The sequence below is a fragment of the Streptomyces sp. NPDC031670 genome (genome assembly GCF_055580545.1).
In genome coordinates this window covers 1-17,010 of record NZ_JBVILC010000035.1, presented here as the reverse complement: position 1 = coordinate 17,010, position 17,010 = coordinate 1, and the positions used below count along the sequence as shown (strand labels likewise).

The window sequence follows — 17,010 nt, the reverse complement described above, 5'->3', positions numbered from 1 at the left end:
ACGCAGGCAGGCTCTGGATCTACTTCGCCACCGGCAACGCCGACGCGCCGTTCGGGCCACGCCTGGAGATCGGGCCAGGCCATTGAGGATCCAGCGGGCCAACCGGCGCGCGCATCCTCGATGGCCGTCGACGAAATGAGTATCCGCACTCATGCCTCCCGTCGGCCGCACAGCAACGATGGCAGCATGCCCACCACTTCGATACGTGCCCGCTCCCCCCGGGGTCTCCCGGTCGCCGCCGCCGCTGCCGGGCTGGTCGCGGCCGTGCCCGTCGCCGCCTGGTGGCTGGTCGGGCAGCAAGGCGTGGACGGGGTCGCGCCGGCCGAGCTCGACTACGCCGTTCGCCCCTTCTCCCTCGGCCCGGGACCGGAAACGGCGCTGGGGGTGGTCTCGCTGCTGCTGGCCGTCGGTTCTGCGGCCTTCCTGCTCCGCACCTGCTGGCGCGGGCCGTTCGACCCTCGGTGGTGGCAGGTCCTCCTGCCGCTGCTCGTCGCGGGGATCCTGCTGGGCGTGGGCTGGCGCATCGTCACCGCCGGAGTGATCGGCGCCAACATCGGGGCGGGCCTGACCCTCTTCCTCGCGGGCCCGGTCATCACCGCTCTGGTGGCAGGCGCTCTGATCCGCGGGCTGTGGCTGTGCTTCGCCCGAGATCCCTTCTGATCCCTGCTGATCCCCCTCTGATCTCCTCCCTGTACAGGGCTGTTGTAGGGTCAAACCACTTGCAGGGGGGGCAAGCCGGGGGGCTTTGCTTTCACTATTCGGCCGCGCCGTACCACTTCACGTGGTGGCTCCCCCATGCCGCGACACCTCTGGGGAGCACTTCTTGAGACGCCACACACTCGTACGGGCTGCCGCCGCCGCTGTCACGGCGGTCGGCATCGCGGTCGGCGCCGCACCGCTGATGGCGGCGCCCGCCGTCGCGGCCGACACCGCGCCTCCAGAGGTGGCGGTTCCCGCCGAGCAGTACGCCCTGGAGGATGCGGGCACGCTGATCAGCGCCGGGGACAGCGGCGTTCTGGGCGGGAGCTACCAAGGGCAGTACGGCAACTACCGGGGCGAGTACCGGTGGACCTCGTACGCCGATGGCAGCGTCAAGGAGATCCCGCACGACCACTGGCACTACCAGGCCGTGGGCACGGGTTCCGACTACGTCGGACTGTACGGCAACGACGCGGCGGGGAAGTTCTTCGTCGAGCTTCGTGACATGCGCGACGGCACGTCGAAAACGGTCTACCTGCCGTCCGACCACCGTCTCGTCGGGGTCTTCGGCGATACCGCCCTGACCGCCACGTCCGCGTCCGCCCCGGACGGCGAGGGCTGGTACCTGCTGACCGCGGAGGGCGGGAAGACCGTCACACGCCGGGTGACCGGCTTCCCCGAGGGCGCGACGCTGCTTCGCGGGCCCATGTACCGCAACGGACAAGGCGCCCTCGGTTCGTACCAGTTGGGCGGAGCGCAGCACCATTTCTGGGTGGACTCCAGCGCGCAGGTGCGCCTGGTCGGTGTGACCGCGTCAGCGGACGCCGTCTCGACCCTTCTCGTTCAGGGGAAGGTGCTGCGTCTGCTGAAGGACGGCACGGTCCAGCTCTGGGGGCTGACCGCCGACACGCGACCCGAGCGTGAGTTCCACATCGCCTACCGACAGGGCGACCACCTGCTCGGACTGCTCGGCGAGCAGGTTCTGCTGGCCCGGCCGGCCGAGCCTGTCCAGCAGCCCGAGGACAAGAAGCGGTTCGCCTACGGAGTCTGGGCGGCGCCCGCGGACGGCGGCGAACCCCACCGCATCCTCGACCGGACGACAGCGGCTTCCGTGCTCGATCCGAGCGGACGGGTGCTCATTGCACGGGCGGGTGAGGGCCTGGCGCGTTCCGTCTACGCGATCCGCGCGGGTGCGGAAGGGGCGGGGCCCGAGCCGGTCAAGGTCGCGGACCTGCCGAGCGCCCCGGCCAGACCCGCCGTGACAGCGGTCGCCCAAGGACAGGTGAACACCCTGGACGCGATGCCTGTGCCCGGGGCGCCGTACCGACTGCGCGGCATGACGCTTACGACCGGCACCCCCCTGACGGCGGGGCCGCGAGTCGACCGCGGTACCGAAACACAGAATCCCTTCTGCGACGGTTCCTCCTGTTCGCATCTGCTGGCCACGGGGGACGGCCGGACGCTGACCGGGCTGTGGACCACCGGCACGATCCGCGTCGTGGAGGACGGACAGCCCCTGCCGGGGCGGGAGTTCAGGCCCGAGGCGCGCTTCAAGACTCTTGTCGCCGCCTCCGGACGCTACGCGGCGTTCTCCGGATGGGTGGACGACCCGGCGCCGTCCCAGCCCGAGATCCTGTCGGTCGTCGACATCGACTCCGGCAAGACGGTGGCCACCCAGCCCTACGCGGACGAGGCGGTCACGCTGTGGGGCAACCGTTTGTACACCGAAGCGGCCGGGGAGCCCGGTCGTGTGCGGGTCACGACGCTGGGCGCCACAAGCTCCGGCGTCCCCCCGGTCAGGCTCGCCTCCTGCGACCTCACCGACCTGCAGGCCGTCGGCAGCCGGATCTACTGGGCCTGTGACGCGGAGAAGCAGGCCGGTGTGTATGACACCGCCACGGCGCGTACCAGTCCGCTTCCCTACGCCGAGCAGACGCGGCTGGGCGACGGCTACCTGGTGTCCGCGGCCGACGGGACCCTGCGCATGACTGATGTCAGCGGCTCCGCGCCGACCTCCCGGTCCATCGGCCAGGTCGCCGGCTCGACCGCGGGTACCGGCTGGGACGTGGACCGCTTCGGCGGGCCGCTCGTCTACAGCGACGCGCAGGGGGTCACCCACATCGTCCCCTCCGGCTCGGGAACGTCCCCGCTCGCCGTCATCGACGCCGATCTCCCCGCCACCGCGAACGTCAGGTCCGGCTCCTGGGCGGCCCGCTGGTGGCTTTCTCGGCCCGCCGCCTCCTGGCGGCTGACTCTCACGAGCCGGACGACAGGCGCCACGGTCCGCACCCTTACGGGCGGTGAGGCCCGCGGCCTGATCAAGACCGGTTGGGACGGCCGGACCGAGGAGGGGCGACCCGCTGTCGACGGGGCGTACACCTGGACGCTGAGCGCGCTGCCCGCCGACGGCCACGGGCCGGCCCTGACGCGTACCGGTGACCTCCAGCTCGCCGGTGCGGCGCCCGCTCCGCGCGACTACGTCGGCGGCGACGGCATCGGCGACCTGCTTGCCCTCACGCCCTCGGGCAACGCGGACTTCCGTGCCGGTACAGGCCGGGGCGGAGTCGACCCGAAGGTATCGGGATCGGGGTGGACGGGCACGAACACGGTGACGTCCGCGGTGCCGTACGACGACGTCGACGGCGACGCCTCCAACGACGTACTGGTCCGCCTGAGCAGTGGCGAGCTCCGCGCCTACCGGCCCGGCGGCAGGGCCCTGACTCCCACCACCCCGTATACGTCCATCGGCGGGGGCTGGAACATCTTCGACGCGCTGACCTCCCCGGGCGACATGACCGGCGACGGCCACGCGGACGTCCTCGCGCGCGAGAGCGCCACGGGCGACTTCTATCTGTACGAGGCGAACGGCTCGGGCAACTTCAAGGCGCGGGTGAAGGTGGGCGAAGGCTGGAAGGGGTACTTGCTGGCGTCGGGCGCCGGCGACGTGAACGGTGACGGCAAAGCCGACCTGCTGGCCCGGGACGCGGCCGGGGTGCTGTGGCTCTACCCCGGCACCGGCGGCGGCCGGCTGGCCACCCGTGTGAAGGTCGGCGGCGGCTGGCAGGTCTACGACGCCCTGGTCGGCGCGGGCGACATCAACGCGGACGGCAGGCCCGACCTTCTCGCACGGGGCACGGACGGTGTGCTGTGGTCGTACACCGGCGACGGCAAGGGCAACTTCGCCGCCCGTCAGCGGATCGGCGGCGGCTGGCAGATGTACAACCACCTCTTCTGACGGCCAGGCGTGACGTGAGGGGGCCGGATGCCAGGTCTGGTGGGTCCGGCCCCTACGGGTCGAGTCTCAAGATCATCGCCGTTTCGTCCGCCAGAACGAGCGCGGGCTCGGCCTCTGTTCACGCTGCCTGTTCGTCTCCTTCAGCAGCTTCGTGAAGGCGGGCCCCTGTTCGGCGCGGGTCGCCAGAACTTCCAACCGGTGCGCGTAGTCGCCCAGGCCGGCCCTCGCGAGTGCGACGAGCAGGTCCACCTGGCCGGGTACCGGCTGGTGGGCCACCACCTCTTCCAGCAGGCGGGCAGCCACGCGGTCGGCTCTCGGCCTCGTCCAGTCGCTGCTCTCTGCGAGGTGGCTGAGCAGGTGCGTGTTGTCCGTGGCCGACCGGACTGTCGCACAGACGTGCAGCACCGTGTCCAGATGCCGACGCAGGGCGGATCCGTCGAGGGCACGCACGAACTGTGCGAGGCCAAGGGTGGTGCTGCGCTCCGCATGCCGCCGCAGTGCTTCGTCGGTCATGGCGAGGGCACCGTTGACGTGGAGGGCTTGGAGGAACATGCCGCCCTGGCCCGTGGGCATGGTGTCGACACAGCAGTGGAACAACGTCTCGGCCTGCTCGTGAAGTCCGCAGGACTCCAGAGTGGCGGCCATGGCCGCGGCCTGGTCGGGCGTGCACACGCGGATCGCCGCCTTCAGTACGGCGTCCACTCCGGCGTACCCCCGGCCCAGTTCGGTTACCACGGCCCTCACCCCGGCCGCGGAGGCTTCGCCCAACGCGGCGATCAGTGCGCGCGAGGACTGGTAGAAGCTTCTTGACTCATGGAGCGTGTTGATCAGTAGGGCGACTTCCACCGGGGTGCGGTCGGCGACGGTCCGCAGGAGCATCGTGTCTGCCGCGACGTGGCTGCCGTTGCGGCCCAGCGTGTAGACCAGTTCCGTGACGTGCACGATGTCGCGCTGTTCCGTATCGGTCGCCACGGTGCCCACCAGGCCGCCCATACCGCGGTTACGGGCGAGGGCAAAGAACTCGGCCACTTCGGGGGCTGTGCGCCGGGCGGCGAGCGCGTTGGTCATGGCTGTGACGAGATGCCCCAGCCCGTCCTGACAGAGCAGGCCGATGAGTTGGAGGACATCACCCACGGGACGCTCGCACGCGGCGGTGGACAGCGCAGCCCGTACCGCATGCTGGAAAAGGGGCTCGCGCAAGCAGCCGAGGGTACTCATCACGTCCGGCAGCGGTCGGGTGACCGCCGCGGCCCCGAGCAGGCTCAGCGCGTGGTCATCGAGACCCGAGGTGTGGAGCATGCCCGCCAGCTCGGCGACATCCTGGGGAGTGTGAAGGCTGGGCGGCGGCGGCTGGTACCGATCCAAGGAAGGGCTCGACTACGGCCCCGGATCGGCCGAGGGACACTGCATCACCCACGTCATGCAGCACACCCAGGAGAACCCGGCCAAACCGGCCCACGGAGTCTTCGACACTGGCAGCAAGGGTGTTCTCGACACCGTGGACGAGGCATGGAGTCGGCGTGCCCTGGCCGTATTCGTGAATCCGCAGGGGGCGCGAACGACCTATATCATCCCGATGGAGCGTCAAGTCGGGTTCAATCCCGGCGAAAACTATATTTCTATCACCGTCGAGCACGGCAATGAAGTGATCACGGCTTTCCCGAGGAGTTGGAACTAGTGGAGAAAGTGGCCTGTGTCCACTGCGGTCAGGACTGGGTGCGGCGGTATCGACGCGAGGACACCGGCCAGATCTTCTTCCTGTGCCCGGAATGCGAGTCGGTGTGGCCCGACGGGGAGGACATCACCGAGGAGACAGATCTGTACCTGAGCGAGTTCCTGCGTACCGGGGATCCGGCCAAGGACTGGCAGATCATCGCCCCCTGCGACTGAGGTCCCGGCGTCCGGGCCGCGTCTCGCCGGGGTCGCCCGCGGACCGCATGACGTGGGGCCCGGCCGTTCCCGGCCGGGCCCCACGTCCATGTGCGGTGTCTACCGCGGTCCTCGCACGGAGGAGAACCCGCCTACCAGCGGTACCAGCGGCCTCGACGGCCGCTGCTGTCCGCGGCCCGGACGACGAAGCCGAGCAGCCATACGGCCAGCACGATCACCGCGATCCACCACAGCGCCTTGAGCGCGAAACCTGCACCGAAGAGGACCAGAGCGAGCAGAAGTACCAGAAGCAGGGGAACCATTGTTATCAACCTCCTGACCACCGCATGCCCTCACACCGCTCCTACAAGCACATGAAGAGGTGTGTTTCTGCAACGGTGTTCAGGGCATACACACTCGGCCGTCGGCCGCCGACTACGTACGTATCCCTGCCTTAGGCCCGGTTCACGAATCCCGCCGCCCGCCCGTACGTCTAAGGTCCCGCGTCCGCAGGAATGGGGCGCTCTCCCGATGTTCCGCAGGCCCCTGGGGGACGAAGGTTGAGGCATCGCAGGAAGCGATGGACCACCGACTGAAGCCTCTGCGGGGGCACCAGGGAGCCGACGATGTTCGAGTACCGGATGTACAAGGTGAACGAGGCCGAGCTGCTGCGTGAGGCCGCCGCCCAGCGGCTGGTCGGCGAGGCCCGTGCCACCCGCCGCGACCGGCGGCGCGGGCGGCACGCCGGGCACGGGGCCGAAGGACGGACGAGCCACCTGCGCGACCTGCGCGACCGTTTCGCGCACGCCGCCTGAAGCACGACCCGCGGCCAACCACCGGGCACTCAGACAGCACCCCGGAGAACTTGGCGGCGCCGACGCGCACGACTGAGCGCGATCACTCTTGCGCACACCCCGACAGGGGTGTTATGCGTGGCCACTCTTTTTTCAGCCACCCTCCTGTTTGCGCTTGCGCACGCCCCCACCTGCCCCTTTAACGTCATTTCGGGGCGACGGAAGAGGTCGCACGAGACCACGGGGGAGACGGGGGAGTACGTGTACGCGCAGAGCTGGCAGCGGTTGCTGGACCAAGCGGGGCAGCCGAGGGCGATGTCACTGGCGTCGGCGGGGCCGGCGGGTGGCGGAAGCAACGGTGGCAGTGGCGAGCTGCAGCACAGCGCCAAGCCGTGGTCGGACGCGGCGGGCACCGCCCACGCCCTGCAGACCGACACCGCCACGGCCAAGGCCAAACTCACCTCTGCCCACGCCGGGGCCGAGGCCGGCACGGCCGGACTGGCGAGTATGGCCGCGCTCAAGTCCGTACTCACCTCGTGGGAGAAGCGGCTGACGGCCGTCCACACCGAGTGCGGCGCGCTGGAGCCGATCCTGCGTCAGACGGCGTGGGCGCAGGGCGAAGTGGACACGGGCGTGAAGTCGGCGCTGGCGCAGTTCTCCGCGCCGGCCGGCCAGGGCCGGTGACGGGGGTGCTCACCTGGCAGCAGCTGCACGACCTCAAGTGCGCCGAGCTCCTCGACGCCGCCGACGGCTGGGGCGCCGTCAGCACCCAGGCCGACGCGGCACGGGACCGGATCAGCAGCGAGATGATCCACGGTCTGGAGGCCACCCAGAAGGGCATGGCGTCCCCGGCCGCCGTCAACCGGCTGCGGCGCCTGGACCGCAATTACGATTACATCCGTACGGAATGCGGTCTGGTCCGTACGACCCTGAGCTCGCTCGTGGCCGAACTGGTCGGCTTTCAGGGGCAGTTGAAGGACGCCCTGGACGACGCGGCGAGCCTCGGCTTCACGGTCGCGGCGGACGGGTCGGTGAGCTACCCGGCCGGCGGCCAGAACGTCGTCACGGACAAGCCGATCCCCGGCGGCAGCGCCAGCGCCGACACGCCGCTCATGTCCCGCCCGCCCACCCTCGGCGCGCTCCACCCCGGCCTTGCCGACCCCAACCCGAACCGGGCCAAGGCCCAGGACATCGCCGACCGCATCCGGCGCGTGCTCACGGCGGCCCGCGAGGCCGACGAACACTTCAGTACGGCCCTGAGCAGGCTGAAGGCCGAGCCGGGGCTGGACGTCACCGACGCGACGTGGAGAGACGCGGCGGCGGACCTGGCAGCGGTACGCAAGGTCTCCGGTGACCGCCTGAAGAAAACCATCCCGACGGGCGCCTCCCCCGCCGAGCGCCACGAGTGGTGGACCCACCTGTCCCAGGCCCAGCGCGACGAATACCTCACGCTCTGCCCGGACGTCCTCGGCAACCTGGACGGCATCCCGGCCCTCGCCCGCGACGAGGCCAACCGTGACAACCTGCAGATGCTGATCGGCAAGCTGTCGGGCGAGGACAACGAGGCGGCGCGGGCGAAGCTGGCGGGGCTGCGGTCGATCAACGAGCAGCTGCAAGCGGCACCGGAGCCGGGCGTCCCGCCCATGTACCTCTTGGGGATCGGCGACGAGGGCAACGGCCGCGCCATCGTCTCGTACGGCAACCCCGACACCGCGAAGAACGTCGCCGCGTACGTGCCGGGGCTTGGCACCAGTCTCGACAAGCACTTCGCCGAGAGCGACCTGAAGCGGGCGCGGGAGACCGCACTCGGTGCCAGGGACGCAGACCCGAACAGTCCCACCGCTTCGATGGTCTGGCTCGGGTACGACGCTCCTCAGCTGCCCGCCGAACAGCCCCTGGCCAACGCCGCCGTCATGATCGACTACCACGCCAACATGGGCGCCACCGCGTACAACGGGTTCATGGCAGGCATCTCCGCCACGCACGAGACGGGCGACCCCCATATCACCGCCGTCGGTCACTCCTACGGCTCGCTCACCGTCGGCCTCGCCGCACAACGGCACGGTGGCATCCCCGGGGCCGACGACATCATCCTCGTGGGCAGCCCGGGCACGGAGGCGAAGACCGCCGACGAGCTCGGAGTCGGACGGGACCACGTGTTTGTCGGCGCCGCCAAGAACGACATCGTCACCCAGCTGCCCAGCAAGAGCGAAGCCACCGGAATCCTGCTCGGAGGCTTTATCGGGGGGCCTGGCGGCGCGCACATCGGCCACAAGATCGGTCACGCTCTGAACGACGTCCCCGACGAGCGCTACTTCGGTGCCGACCCGGCGAGCCGCGAGTTCGGCGCCAGGCGCTTCGCGACGGGGGACGGGCCGCTGCTCGTCAGCCCCGACGCGGATACGGTGGACAAGATCAAGCACCTGAAGAATCCGACGGACTTGGGCGCACACTCCAACTACTTCGATCCGGAGAAGGATGCCATGTCGGCAGGCAACATCGCGCTCGTGGTAGTGGGCAAGAGCAACAAGATCATCACTGCGGAGCCCCGATGACCTCCCTCCTCCGCTCGGTCACCGTGATCCTGCTGCTCATGACTGCCGTCGGCTGCGGAGCACTCCCCAGCACCCCATCTGAAGGAAGGAAACCGACCATGGACATGAGCCAAGGTGCTGAGCATGCCGACGCACTGCTTCAGCAGACCTTGCGGAGCATCACTCCGCCTCTGCGTTGGTACCACGGTCCCTCGAACGACATCGCGTGCAGCAATATCCTCGGCAAGGGCACAGGTACCGGCTCGGTCAAGCGCCGTATCGCCATCCTGACCAAAGTGTCCGCCGAGCGACGGGGCGGGCTGCTCGGCATCGTCGAGCGCAACTGGAGGGCCTGGGGTTACAAAATCAACGGCGTGAACCCCGACAAGGAAATGCCCGCCATCTTCGCCACGACGCCCGAGGATTTCCAAATCACCCTGCAGGTGGGCGCTACTGGCCAGTTCATCTTCTCCGCCGGGACTCCCTGCCTCACCCAGACCAGCAACATCCCTAAGCCCGCCACCACCCCCAACACCCCGCATCGCGACGACGTCCCCTACCCCGCCCCCGCAGACATCCACGACGACTTCTGGTCAGCCCCCACCACGGGCGCCCAGAGCCCTGAGCAAGCCTCCCCGGACACCGGCCGGTAATACGCCGCTGCGGCCCGTCCCTACCCGAGCTGCGCTGCGCGCCGGGGAGCCCGGCGGGGACCTGCGACATCACTCCGGCCCCGCGCTGGAACCACGGCCCCTCGATCGAGGCCGCACGGTCTTGGACAGCGACATCGACGACACCTCATAGCCATTGCGCCGGTACAAGGCAATGGCTGCCGCGTTGTCCCCGAAAACGTTGAGATTGAGCGAGGTCATGCCCTCACGGGCAACGAGTTCCTCGGCGGCGGTGAGGATGGCGGATCCGTACCCGTGGCGCCGGAACGGGGCGAAGACGTTGATGTCGTACAGCCAGGCCGAGTCCGCGGTGGCCGCTGCCTGACGCGGGTCCGGACCGATCCACGCGTTTCCCACGACCTCGCCCGATGCGTTCTCCGCCACCACGAGGTGGTGACCAGCCGTGTCACGTCCGTCCGGGAGAAACTGGGCCGTGCCCCGACGAGCCCGTACTCGCGCCAACTCTGCGGGCATGAACTTGCCCAGTTCACGGGCCGTCTCGGCCTCACGGTGCTCAGTCGCCGCTTCGTACTCCGACGGCGTCATTTTCCGCAGGGTCACCTTCCGCGCGTCCATACCCCCATCTTCAGCCGGCTGCCGGTGACAGCGATACCGAGTTTCCACGCACCACGGGTCGCCGTGTGGCCGGTACGCCACCACACGGCGTCCACGCCTCGACTGGGTCCAGGCGTACGGCGAGGTCTCTACCCGAGGGGCGGCGGTCAGTGCACGGCGTGGCCGTACGCCGTCACCAGGCCGTCGAGGTCTGGGTCACCGAACCTGGCTCGCAATTCCTCGAAAGCCCTGGTCTTGTCGGGGCCGAAGCGGGCGACGTAGGCGGCGTAGCTGTCCGGGGTGAGGAATCTGGGTGGCGTGGACTTGCTGTGGAACTTGTCCGCGTACATCACCAACCGCTCCTCGGCCGTTTCCGCCACGTAATCGGCCGGCGGCAGCGGCAGTTGCTGGCGCTCGATGTCGTCCTTGGTCAGGCCCACGCCCGTATGGCAGGAGCAGAACCGGCACACGTACTCGGGGAACCCCTCCCCGGCGAGGAGGTCGTGGCCGAGGATGCCGTGGCGCAGGTAGTTGGCGTGATCGAGGCGACCCGTACTGTCGTAGAGGCGGTAGACGCCGATGTCGTGCAGCAGACAGCCCGCCCGTACCAGCTCGCGGTCCAGCTCCGCCCCGCAGCGGTCCAGCAGTCCTTCGGCGATCCGCCACACGATCTCGCAGTGGGTCCAGACCAGCTCGTACGCCGCCCGGGAAGGGGCGTGCTTCTCGTGAAGCTCGCGGATCTCGTCCATCGACAAAATGGTCATCGCCGGAGCTTAGCAATGCCGCGAGGGCTGCATCGGAGGGCAAGCGGCGCCCCTCCCCAACCGATGGCCGCGCCCGCCCTCCCCCCGAGCCGTCGCTCGCTCCGCTCACCCCTGCCGCAAGCTCGTGACGAGATCGCGGGGCAGGCCGTGTGTGTCGTGGAGGTACTGGAAGTCCTCATCCCTCAGCGGGCCCTGGAAGCGGGAGTGGGCCAGTACCTGTCGGCCTCGTACCAGGAGTCGGCTGAACCGGCGTTCCTCTTCGAGGAGCAGTCGGCGTACGTCGCCGGGACGCACCTCCTGGCGGAAGCGGTCCAGGGTGTGGGAGACCAGCTCCTCCGGCAGGTCTCCCAGACTGCGCGACGGATCGTCCCGCCACAGCAGGGTGAGTACGCGTCGCAGCAGGCGGCGGAGTACGTAGCCGCGTCCCGTGGCGGCGGGGCGCACGCCGTCGCCGAGTACGACGACGGCTGAGCGCAGATGGTCGTAGACCAGGCGCAGCGACGGTTCGTCGAGCGGCCACAGGGCCGGCACGAGGCGGCGCCAGGGGTCGAAGACATCGCACTCGAACACGGACGACTTGCCCTGGAGCAGCGAGGCGAGCCGCTCCAGGCCGAGTCCGGTGTCGACGTTGCGCTGGGGAAGCGGGGTGAGGGAGCCGTCCTCCAGGCGACGGTGGCGCATCATCACGTGGTTCCAGACCTCCACCCAGCGGTCGTCACGCGTCGGTGTCGACCGGGGCGGGCCATCGCCGCTCCACAGGAAGATCTCCGAGTCGGGGCCGCACGGGCCGACGGGGCCGTTGGACCACCAGTTGTCCTCCACGGTGAGTTCGACGGGTACGCCGCGCTCCTGCCACACCTCTAGGGAAGCGGTGTCCGGGCCGGTCCGGTCGTCACCGCCGAAGACGGTGGCGTGCAGCATGCCGGGATCGATACCGAGTCCGTCGGTGAGCAGGCCGTACCCCCAGTCGAGGCTCAGTGGGCCCTCGTAGTCGCCCAGCGACCAGCTGCCGAGCATCTCGAAGACGGTCAGGTGGGTGGCGTCGCCGACCTCGTCGAGGTCCGTGGTGCGCAGACAGCGCTGCACGTTGACCAGCCGCCGGCCGAGCGGATGGGGGCGCCCCTCCAGGTACGGGGTGAGCGGATGCATCCCGGAGGTGGTGAACAGCACCGGGTCGCCGGGGGGTGGCAGCAGTGTCGAGCCGCTGATCCGGCGGTGGTCACGCTCCTCGAAGTACTCGACGAACGTACGGACAATCGTCTCCGTGTCCATGGGGTGGCTCCTTTACTTCTTCGCTTCTTCGCGTCACAGCGGGGAAGGCACCGGAGACGGGACCGCGCTGGTCAACGCACCGCGGCAAGAAGCCGAGAACGCCACGGAACCACCGACGGGCCGTTTCCGGTCGCCGGTGGGAATGGGGGAAGGTCAGACGGCGGCAACCGGCGAGCTGGTCGCTCGCGCGGTCGCGGGGGTGGTGGGTCGGCCGGTGACGTTCATAGGGGGACGGTAGCCCGCCCGGGCCATGGGAGCACGCGATTTTGCTTCCGCCGCACCCTGGCCAGGACTCACCCTGCCGTGCATCGCGCAGACCGCGCGCGTCTCGTGCGTACCTAGGCGCCGTGCCAGGGAAGTTGACGCTGCGGACGCATGCGTCTGAGCGCGGTCGCTCTTGCACACACCCCGGCAACAGTGTTATGCGCGGCCAACTCAATTCCGCCCACTCCCCTGTTTGCGCTTGCGCATGCCCCCATCTGTCGCTTTAACGTCATTGCAGGCGACGGAGGAAGGTCGCTCGGGACCAGGGGGAAGTACGTGTACGCGCAGAGTCGCCGTCGATTGCTGGACGAGGCGGGGCAGCCGGAGGCGACCACACTGGTGCCGACGGGCCCTGCGGGCAGCGGGACCACCATCGCGGCTCCTGGGTCGCACAGTTCTTCAGCTCCAGAACACCCGCCGACGAGGGTGGGAAGCCCTTTCCTCGTCCCTGCCACCACGACGACGTCTGCTCGGTCACTGGTCGGCCCCGACCACGGCCACGCAGACGCGTACATGAACGAGACGCCCCTCTCACACCCCCCTCGGAGCCCTCGGTGACTTCTTTCCTCCGTCCAGTGGCCGCATCCCTGCTGCTCGCCGCGATGGCCGTCGGTTGCGGCGTGCTCCCGGACAGCCGCGCGACGGGAAGTGAAACCCATGACCGTAAGAAGCCGACCATGGACATGAGTCAAGGTGCCGAGCGGGCCGACGCGATGCTTCAGCAGACCTTGCGGAGCATCACCCCGCCCCTGCGCTGGTACCACGGTCCCTCGAACGACATCGCGTGCAGCAACATCCTGGGCAAGGGCACCGGGACCGGCACCGTCAAACGCCGTATCGCCATCCTGACCAAAGTGTCCGCCGAGCGGCGGGGCAGCCTGCTCGGGGCCGTCGAGCGCAGTTGGAAGGCCCAGGGTTACAAGATCACCAGCGTGAATCCGAGCAGAGACATGCCCGCCATCGACGCCACGACACCCGACGATTTCAACGCCTCAGTGCAGGTCGGTGCCGCGGGCCAGTTCATCTTCTCCGCCGGGACTCCATGCCTCACCCAGACCAGCAATGTCCCCAAGCCCACCACCACCCCGCAGCGCGACGTCCCCTACCCCGCCCCCGCCGACATCCACGACGACTTCTGGTCAGCCTCCACCCCGGGCGGGCCGGCCCCACAGCGGCGCTCCGCCGCCGCCAGCCGCTAGAAGACCGCCGACCGTTCCCTCCCCTAGGCCGTCAACTCAGGCTGCCCGGCACCTACAACGGGTCGTGCCCGGGACAGGCGGAAAACGGTGCCGCCACCAGTCGAAGCGCGTGCCAGGCGTCAGCGCGACCTAGCCGACTGGAGCGCAGCGTCCTCGCAATCCTCCACGCGCGAAATCCGCGAGCGGCACCAGGAGCTGCCCGAGCCGTGGGCGCGGGAACTTGTAACGTCGCCCGTCAGGCGATCCACGCCTCGCTGCGTCGATCCCGGCCCAACCGCACGGCGGAGAACTCGTCCTGGCCGGCATCAGCCTCTACACCCAGCCGTCGCAGTGCTTGAGAGAGCGGGCTGCCGGCAGACGAGAAGCGCACGTTGCCAGCGGGTCCAGGGGGCGCGCTTCGACGCGTGGCCCCGGCCCAGACGTCAAACGCCTCCCCCGTCCTCGCTGCTGAATACGCACTTCCCCGTCCCCTTCCCCCTCCGCCGCGCATGCAGCGATGATCCCCTCATGGAAGAGATCATTCTTATGGCAGATCCGCGCGTCGCCTCCCTCCCGGTCCGGGAATGCGGCGAACCCCTCGTGGACATCCGTAGCAGTCGCCGCCTGCTCGTCGACGAACGCAAGCAGGACACCGGGGACGCATTCGCGCACCTGCGCACGGGAGTTGTCGAGCGATTAGAGCGGGCCCAGTCGTCGCTCCCCGGTGGGCTGCGGCTGCTGATCGTTGAGGGATACCGTCCCCCTCACCTGCAACAGCGGTACTTCGAGGAGTACGCGGACGCGCTGCGCACCGACCACCACGACTGGTCCGAGGCACGGATTCGTACAGCCGCGAGCCGTTACGTATCCCCGCCCGAAATCGCCCCGCACAGTGCCGGAGCCGCCGTCGATCTGACACTCGTCGGCGCCGATGGGGTCGAGCTCGACCTCGGCACCCCCATGAACGCCACGCCGGAGGAGAGCGCGGGTGCCTGCTACACCCAAGCGGTCAACATCAGCGCCCAGGCGTCCGAGAACCGCGCCATCCTGGCTGCGGCCTTGACCTCCGCCGGACTGGTCAACTACCCCACCGAGTGGTGGCACTGGTCCTACGGCGACCGCTACTGGGCCGTGGCCGCCGAAGCACCCTTCGCCCACTACGGCCCGCGAGCGATCGACAGCGACAGCGACGACCGTATTGGCTCGCAGGGGTCCGACCGGGGGGACCCCGTGCTCGGCGGGGAACGGTAGCGGGACCTCGCTTCCGCTCACGGAAATGGCAGCGTCCCGGCGCAGGGTGGCGTCACTGTGACCGGCCGGCCTCGGCCGCGTTGTTCCCCTCATGTACGTGGATCGACGGCTGGAGCCCCTACGGCACGGTGTTGCCCCGAGCCGTGTTCCGGACACCGTCCGGGCCGGTCCGGAGCCACCGCTCGATGACGGTGAAGTCGGCGTCGGTGAGGCCGTAGCGCGGGTCGACGCGGTGGAGGAGGGCTCGGCCCGGGTGGTGTGCTTGCGTCCAGGACCGGTCCCTGTCGGTGATCTCGTCGTCGATCCATACGTACGGGCGTCCGGCCGCCCAGTCCCGGAGCGGGCGGGTCTTCCAGTGGATGCCGTGGGGGTGGTAGTCGGCGGGGTCCGGCCAGTCCACGACGGGCAGCCGCGGAAGGCCCAGCCAAGGGGCGATGCAGTCGTTCGCGTCGGACATCCACGTCGTGGCCCACACCAGGGTGCAGGGCAGGGCCAGCAGTCGTGGCCCGTACGCCGGGTTGATCCTGCTGAGGAGCGGGTTGGCGTCAGCCGCCGGCTGGTGGTGGGCGTGCCCGGTGTCGTACGTCGGGTAGCCGCCGCGCGGGAGTTGGTCGGGCGCCGCGCCGAACGGGATGAGCGGTCCGTCGACGTCGAGGAAGAGGAGTGGCGGGGGGTGAGGTGCGGGGGTGGTCACACACCGCACCGTAGCCGGGGGCGGGGCCGGGCAGTTTGGAAAGTGGGCACGTTCGGTGCGTACCGTGCATACGGACGAGGGCCCCGGCCCCCTTGACGGAGACCGGGGCCCTCATTCATCGAGCGCTGGGCAGGCCTTGCACCTGCATCTCCCCACAGGAAGTGGGGCGCCTTTCCTTGGACCACCAACGCATGTCCCGCCGCCGCTCATCGCGGCCGCAAGCTCAAGATCGACTATACCGGAACAGCGGGCGGACCGCGAACTCGGCCTTTGCATGCGGGAGAAGTAAGCATATGAGGGGGGTGACGGCGTCACAGGACCGCCACCAGCCCATGTGTGCTGGGGCTGGCGCATGATCTTGGAACCGTCTGGCACCAGCCGGTGCGCTCCTCTGCTGTGGCGGGTGCCGCGCTGCCGGAACTCTCCCCAAGCGACTGCATCCTTTGGCCTACTGCGTATTCGGCCCTGCGGAGGACGATCTTGCAGCGGGTCCGCGAGAGGGTTGATCCGTGCGTACAACCATCGGTTACACCCTCGAAAGCATCGGCTACGTCGTAGGCGGCCAGGGGCTGGTCAGTTTCGCTTCGCAGGCCCTCTTCGGTACGGAGTGGGGCTGGATGCACTAAGTGGTCGACCTTCCGTCCGCCGCTTACCTCGGCATCGCCGTCCTGGGGCTGACGCTCGTCATAGTCGGCGTCAAGACGCGTAGGGTGCCGGAGCGTCAGGAAGCCGCCTGACCCGCGGTCTATTACCCTGCTTACCCTGCGATTCTCCTCTCCGCGTCGTGCTCGCCCGCGCGGCTTGGGTCGCTGATGCAAAGCCTGGGGCGCCACCGGAAAGGGCGTAGGCCTGTGCACTCATGGAGGCCGCGGGCCACCGCCCCGTCCGGATGGATCTGCGCATCTCCACCACCCCGGCCTCCAGGGATCCGGATCTACGGCGAACGTACCCGACACTTCGTGGGAGTTCGGTCAACGTGTTGTGGCTCCCCTGGGGGGCCCACCGCCACAACCTGCACCGGGCCCTGGGGGCCGAGGCCCACCGCCCGCCCGGACCAGGGCGTTGTCGGGGCTGTGGGGGCCAGTAGGCTGTGCCGGTTCTATGGGAGGGGCTGCCTGGCAGTCGGGGGTTCCGCTTAGAGAGCATCTGATCTAGGTAGTTGGTGTTCTGGGATGGTTTTGTGACTGGTGTCTTTGGCGGTCGTTGGATGGGGCGTGAGTGTTCGTCGTG

Annotated in this window: 16 protein-coding genes; 10 read left to right on the top strand and 6 right to left on the bottom strand. The window is 69.2% G+C overall.

What is annotated here, in order from left to right:
• Window positions 1-186 precede the first annotated feature (186 nt).
• Window positions 187-660: a hypothetical protein gene (locus ACZ5ID_RS35290; RefSeq protein ID WP_468906431.1), complete on the top strand. Its 474-nt coding sequence runs from the start codon at window positions 187-189 to the stop codon at window positions 658-660.
• A 163-nt stretch (window positions 661-823) separates the two neighbouring features.
• Window positions 824-3,934 (top strand): FG-GAP repeat domain-containing protein, encoded by a 3,111-nt coding sequence (locus tag ACZ5ID_RS35285; protein ID WP_468906429.1) that lies wholly within the window; start codon window positions 824-826, stop codon window positions 3,932-3,934.
• A gap of 72 nt (window positions 3,935-4,006) precedes the next feature.
• On the opposite strand, the gene ACZ5ID_RS35280 is transcribed toward ACZ5ID_RS35285, so the two are convergent.
• On the bottom strand, window positions 4,007-5,233 hold the full coding sequence (locus ACZ5ID_RS35280) for a hypothetical protein (protein WP_468906427.1): 1,227 nt from the start codon (window positions 5,231-5,233) through the stop codon (window positions 4,007-4,009).
• A 121-nt stretch (window positions 5,234-5,354) separates the two neighbouring features.
• On the opposite strand from ACZ5ID_RS35280, the gene ACZ5ID_RS35275 reads away from it, so the two are divergent.
• Together ACZ5ID_RS35275 and ACZ5ID_RS35270 are read left to right on the top strand one after the other, a co-directional pair.
• Window positions 5,355-5,612, top strand: coding sequence for a hypothetical protein (locus ACZ5ID_RS35275; protein WP_468906424.1), 258 nt, complete (start codon window positions 5,355-5,357; stop codon window positions 5,610-5,612).
• Window positions 5,612-5,824, top strand: coding sequence for a hypothetical protein (locus ACZ5ID_RS35270; RefSeq protein WP_468906421.1), 213 nt, complete (start codon window positions 5,612-5,614; stop codon window positions 5,822-5,824). Before ACZ5ID_RS35275 ends, ACZ5ID_RS35270 begins: the two co-directional genes overlap by 1 nt.
• 131 nt (window positions 5,825-5,955) lie before the next feature.
• On the opposite strand, the gene ACZ5ID_RS35265 is transcribed toward ACZ5ID_RS35270, so the two are convergent.
• Window positions 5,956-6,126, bottom strand: a complete 171-nt coding sequence (locus ACZ5ID_RS35265) for a hydrophobic protein (protein ID WP_344077859.1) — start codon at window positions 6,124-6,126, stop codon at window positions 5,956-5,958.
• A 303-nt stretch (window positions 6,127-6,429) separates the two neighbouring features.
• Here ACZ5ID_RS35265 and ACZ5ID_RS35260 point away from each other — a divergent pair, with 303 nt between their 5' ends.
• The 4 genes from ACZ5ID_RS35260 (at window position 6,430) to ACZ5ID_RS35245 (ending at window position 9,784) form a co-directional block, all read left to right on the top strand.
• Window positions 6,430-6,618 (top strand): hypothetical protein, encoded by a 189-nt coding sequence (locus ACZ5ID_RS35260; protein ID WP_468906418.1) that lies wholly within the window; start codon window positions 6,430-6,432, stop codon window positions 6,616-6,618.
• A gap of 240 nt (window positions 6,619-6,858) precedes the next feature.
• Window positions 6,859-7,281 (top strand): hypothetical protein, encoded by a 423-nt coding sequence (locus tag ACZ5ID_RS35255; RefSeq protein ID WP_468906415.1) that lies wholly within the window; start codon window positions 6,859-6,861, stop codon window positions 7,279-7,281.
• A complete protein-coding gene (locus ACZ5ID_RS35250; protein WP_468906412.1) occupies window positions 7,278-9,152 on the top strand; it encodes an alpha/beta hydrolase in 1,875 nt (624 codons plus the stop codon). Before ACZ5ID_RS35255 ends, ACZ5ID_RS35250 begins: the two co-directional genes overlap by 4 nt.
• Window positions 9,149-9,784, top strand: coding sequence for a hypothetical protein (locus ACZ5ID_RS35245; RefSeq protein ID WP_468906409.1), 636 nt, complete (start codon window positions 9,149-9,151; stop codon window positions 9,782-9,784). Before ACZ5ID_RS35250 ends, ACZ5ID_RS35245 begins: the two co-directional genes overlap by 4 nt.
• A 69-nt stretch (window positions 9,785-9,853) precedes the next feature.
• Here the strand turns inward: ACZ5ID_RS35245 and ACZ5ID_RS35240 are convergent, their stop codons facing one another.
• The 3 genes from ACZ5ID_RS35240 to ACZ5ID_RS35230 form a co-directional block, all read right to left on the bottom strand.
• A complete protein-coding gene (locus ACZ5ID_RS35240) occupies window positions 9,854-10,378 on the bottom strand; it encodes a GNAT family N-acetyltransferase (protein WP_468906406.1) in 525 nt (174 codons plus the stop codon).
• 146 nt (window positions 10,379-10,524) lie between these two features.
• Window positions 10,525-11,121 (bottom strand): HD domain-containing protein, encoded by a 597-nt coding sequence (locus tag ACZ5ID_RS35235; protein WP_468906403.1) that lies wholly within the window; start codon window positions 11,119-11,121, stop codon window positions 10,525-10,527.
• A 105-nt stretch (window positions 11,122-11,226) separates the two neighbouring features.
• Window positions 11,227-12,393 carry an alanine--tRNA ligase-related protein gene (locus ACZ5ID_RS35230; RefSeq protein ID WP_468906401.1) on the bottom strand — a complete coding sequence of 389 codons (1,167 nt, stop codon included), beginning with the start codon at window positions 12,391-12,393 and terminating at the stop codon, window positions 11,227-11,229.
• An 839-nt stretch (window positions 12,394-13,232) separates the two neighbouring features.
• Here ACZ5ID_RS35230 and ACZ5ID_RS35225 point away from each other — a divergent pair.
• Both ACZ5ID_RS35225 and ACZ5ID_RS35220 read left to right on the top strand, forming a co-directional pair.
• Window positions 13,233-13,856 carry a hypothetical protein gene (locus tag ACZ5ID_RS35225; protein WP_468906398.1) on the top strand — a complete coding sequence of 208 codons (624 nt, stop codon included), beginning with the start codon at window positions 13,233-13,235 and terminating at the stop codon, window positions 13,854-13,856.
• Window positions 13,857-14,363: 507 nt separating this feature from the next.
• On the top strand, window positions 14,364-15,086 hold the full coding sequence (locus ACZ5ID_RS35220; protein WP_468906395.1) for a M15 family metallopeptidase: 723 nt from the start codon (window positions 14,364-14,366) through the stop codon (window positions 15,084-15,086).
• Window positions 15,087-15,204: 118 nt separating this feature from the next.
• On the opposite strand, the gene ACZ5ID_RS35215 is transcribed toward ACZ5ID_RS35220, so the two are convergent.
• A complete protein-coding gene (locus ACZ5ID_RS35215; protein WP_468906392.1) occupies window positions 15,205-15,780 on the bottom strand; it encodes an HAD domain-containing protein in 576 nt (191 codons plus the stop codon).
• Window positions 15,781-17,010: the final 1,230 nt, after the last annotated feature.

Coding starts and splice junctions, on each gene's coding strand:
- ACZ5ID_RS35265 (WP_344077859.1), bottom strand. CDS start 6,126: ATGGTTCCCCTGCTTCTGGTACTTCTGCTCGCTCTGGTCCTCTTCGGT.
- ACZ5ID_RS35290 (WP_468906431.1), top strand. CDS start 187: ATGCCCACCACTTCGATACGTGCCCGCTCCCCCCGGGGTCTCCCGGTC.
- ACZ5ID_RS35230 (WP_468906401.1), bottom strand. CDS start 12,393: ATGGACACGGAGACGATTGTCCGTACGTTCGTCGAGTACTTCGAGGAG.
- ACZ5ID_RS35240 (WP_468906406.1), bottom strand. CDS start 10,378: ATGGACGCGCGGAAGGTGACCCTGCGGAAAATGACGCCGTCGGAGTAC.
- ACZ5ID_RS35220 (WP_468906395.1), top strand. CDS start 14,364: ATGGAAGAGATCATTCTTATGGCAGATCCGCGCGTCGCCTCCCTCCCG.
- ACZ5ID_RS35275 (WP_468906424.1), top strand. CDS start 5,355: ATGCAGCACACCCAGGAGAACCCGGCCAAACCGGCCCACGGAGTCTTC.
- ACZ5ID_RS35280 (WP_468906427.1), bottom strand. CDS start 5,233: ATGCTCCACACCTCGGGTCTCGATGACCACGCGCTGAGCCTGCTCGGG.
- ACZ5ID_RS35235 (WP_468906403.1), bottom strand. CDS start 11,121: ATGACCATTTTGTCGATGGACGAGATCCGCGAGCTTCACGAGAAGCAC.
- ACZ5ID_RS35245 (WP_468906409.1), top strand. CDS start 9,149: ATGACCTCCCTCCTCCGCTCGGTCACCGTGATCCTGCTGCTCATGACT.
- ACZ5ID_RS35260 (WP_468906418.1), top strand. CDS start 6,430: ATGTTCGAGTACCGGATGTACAAGGTGAACGAGGCCGAGCTGCTGCGT.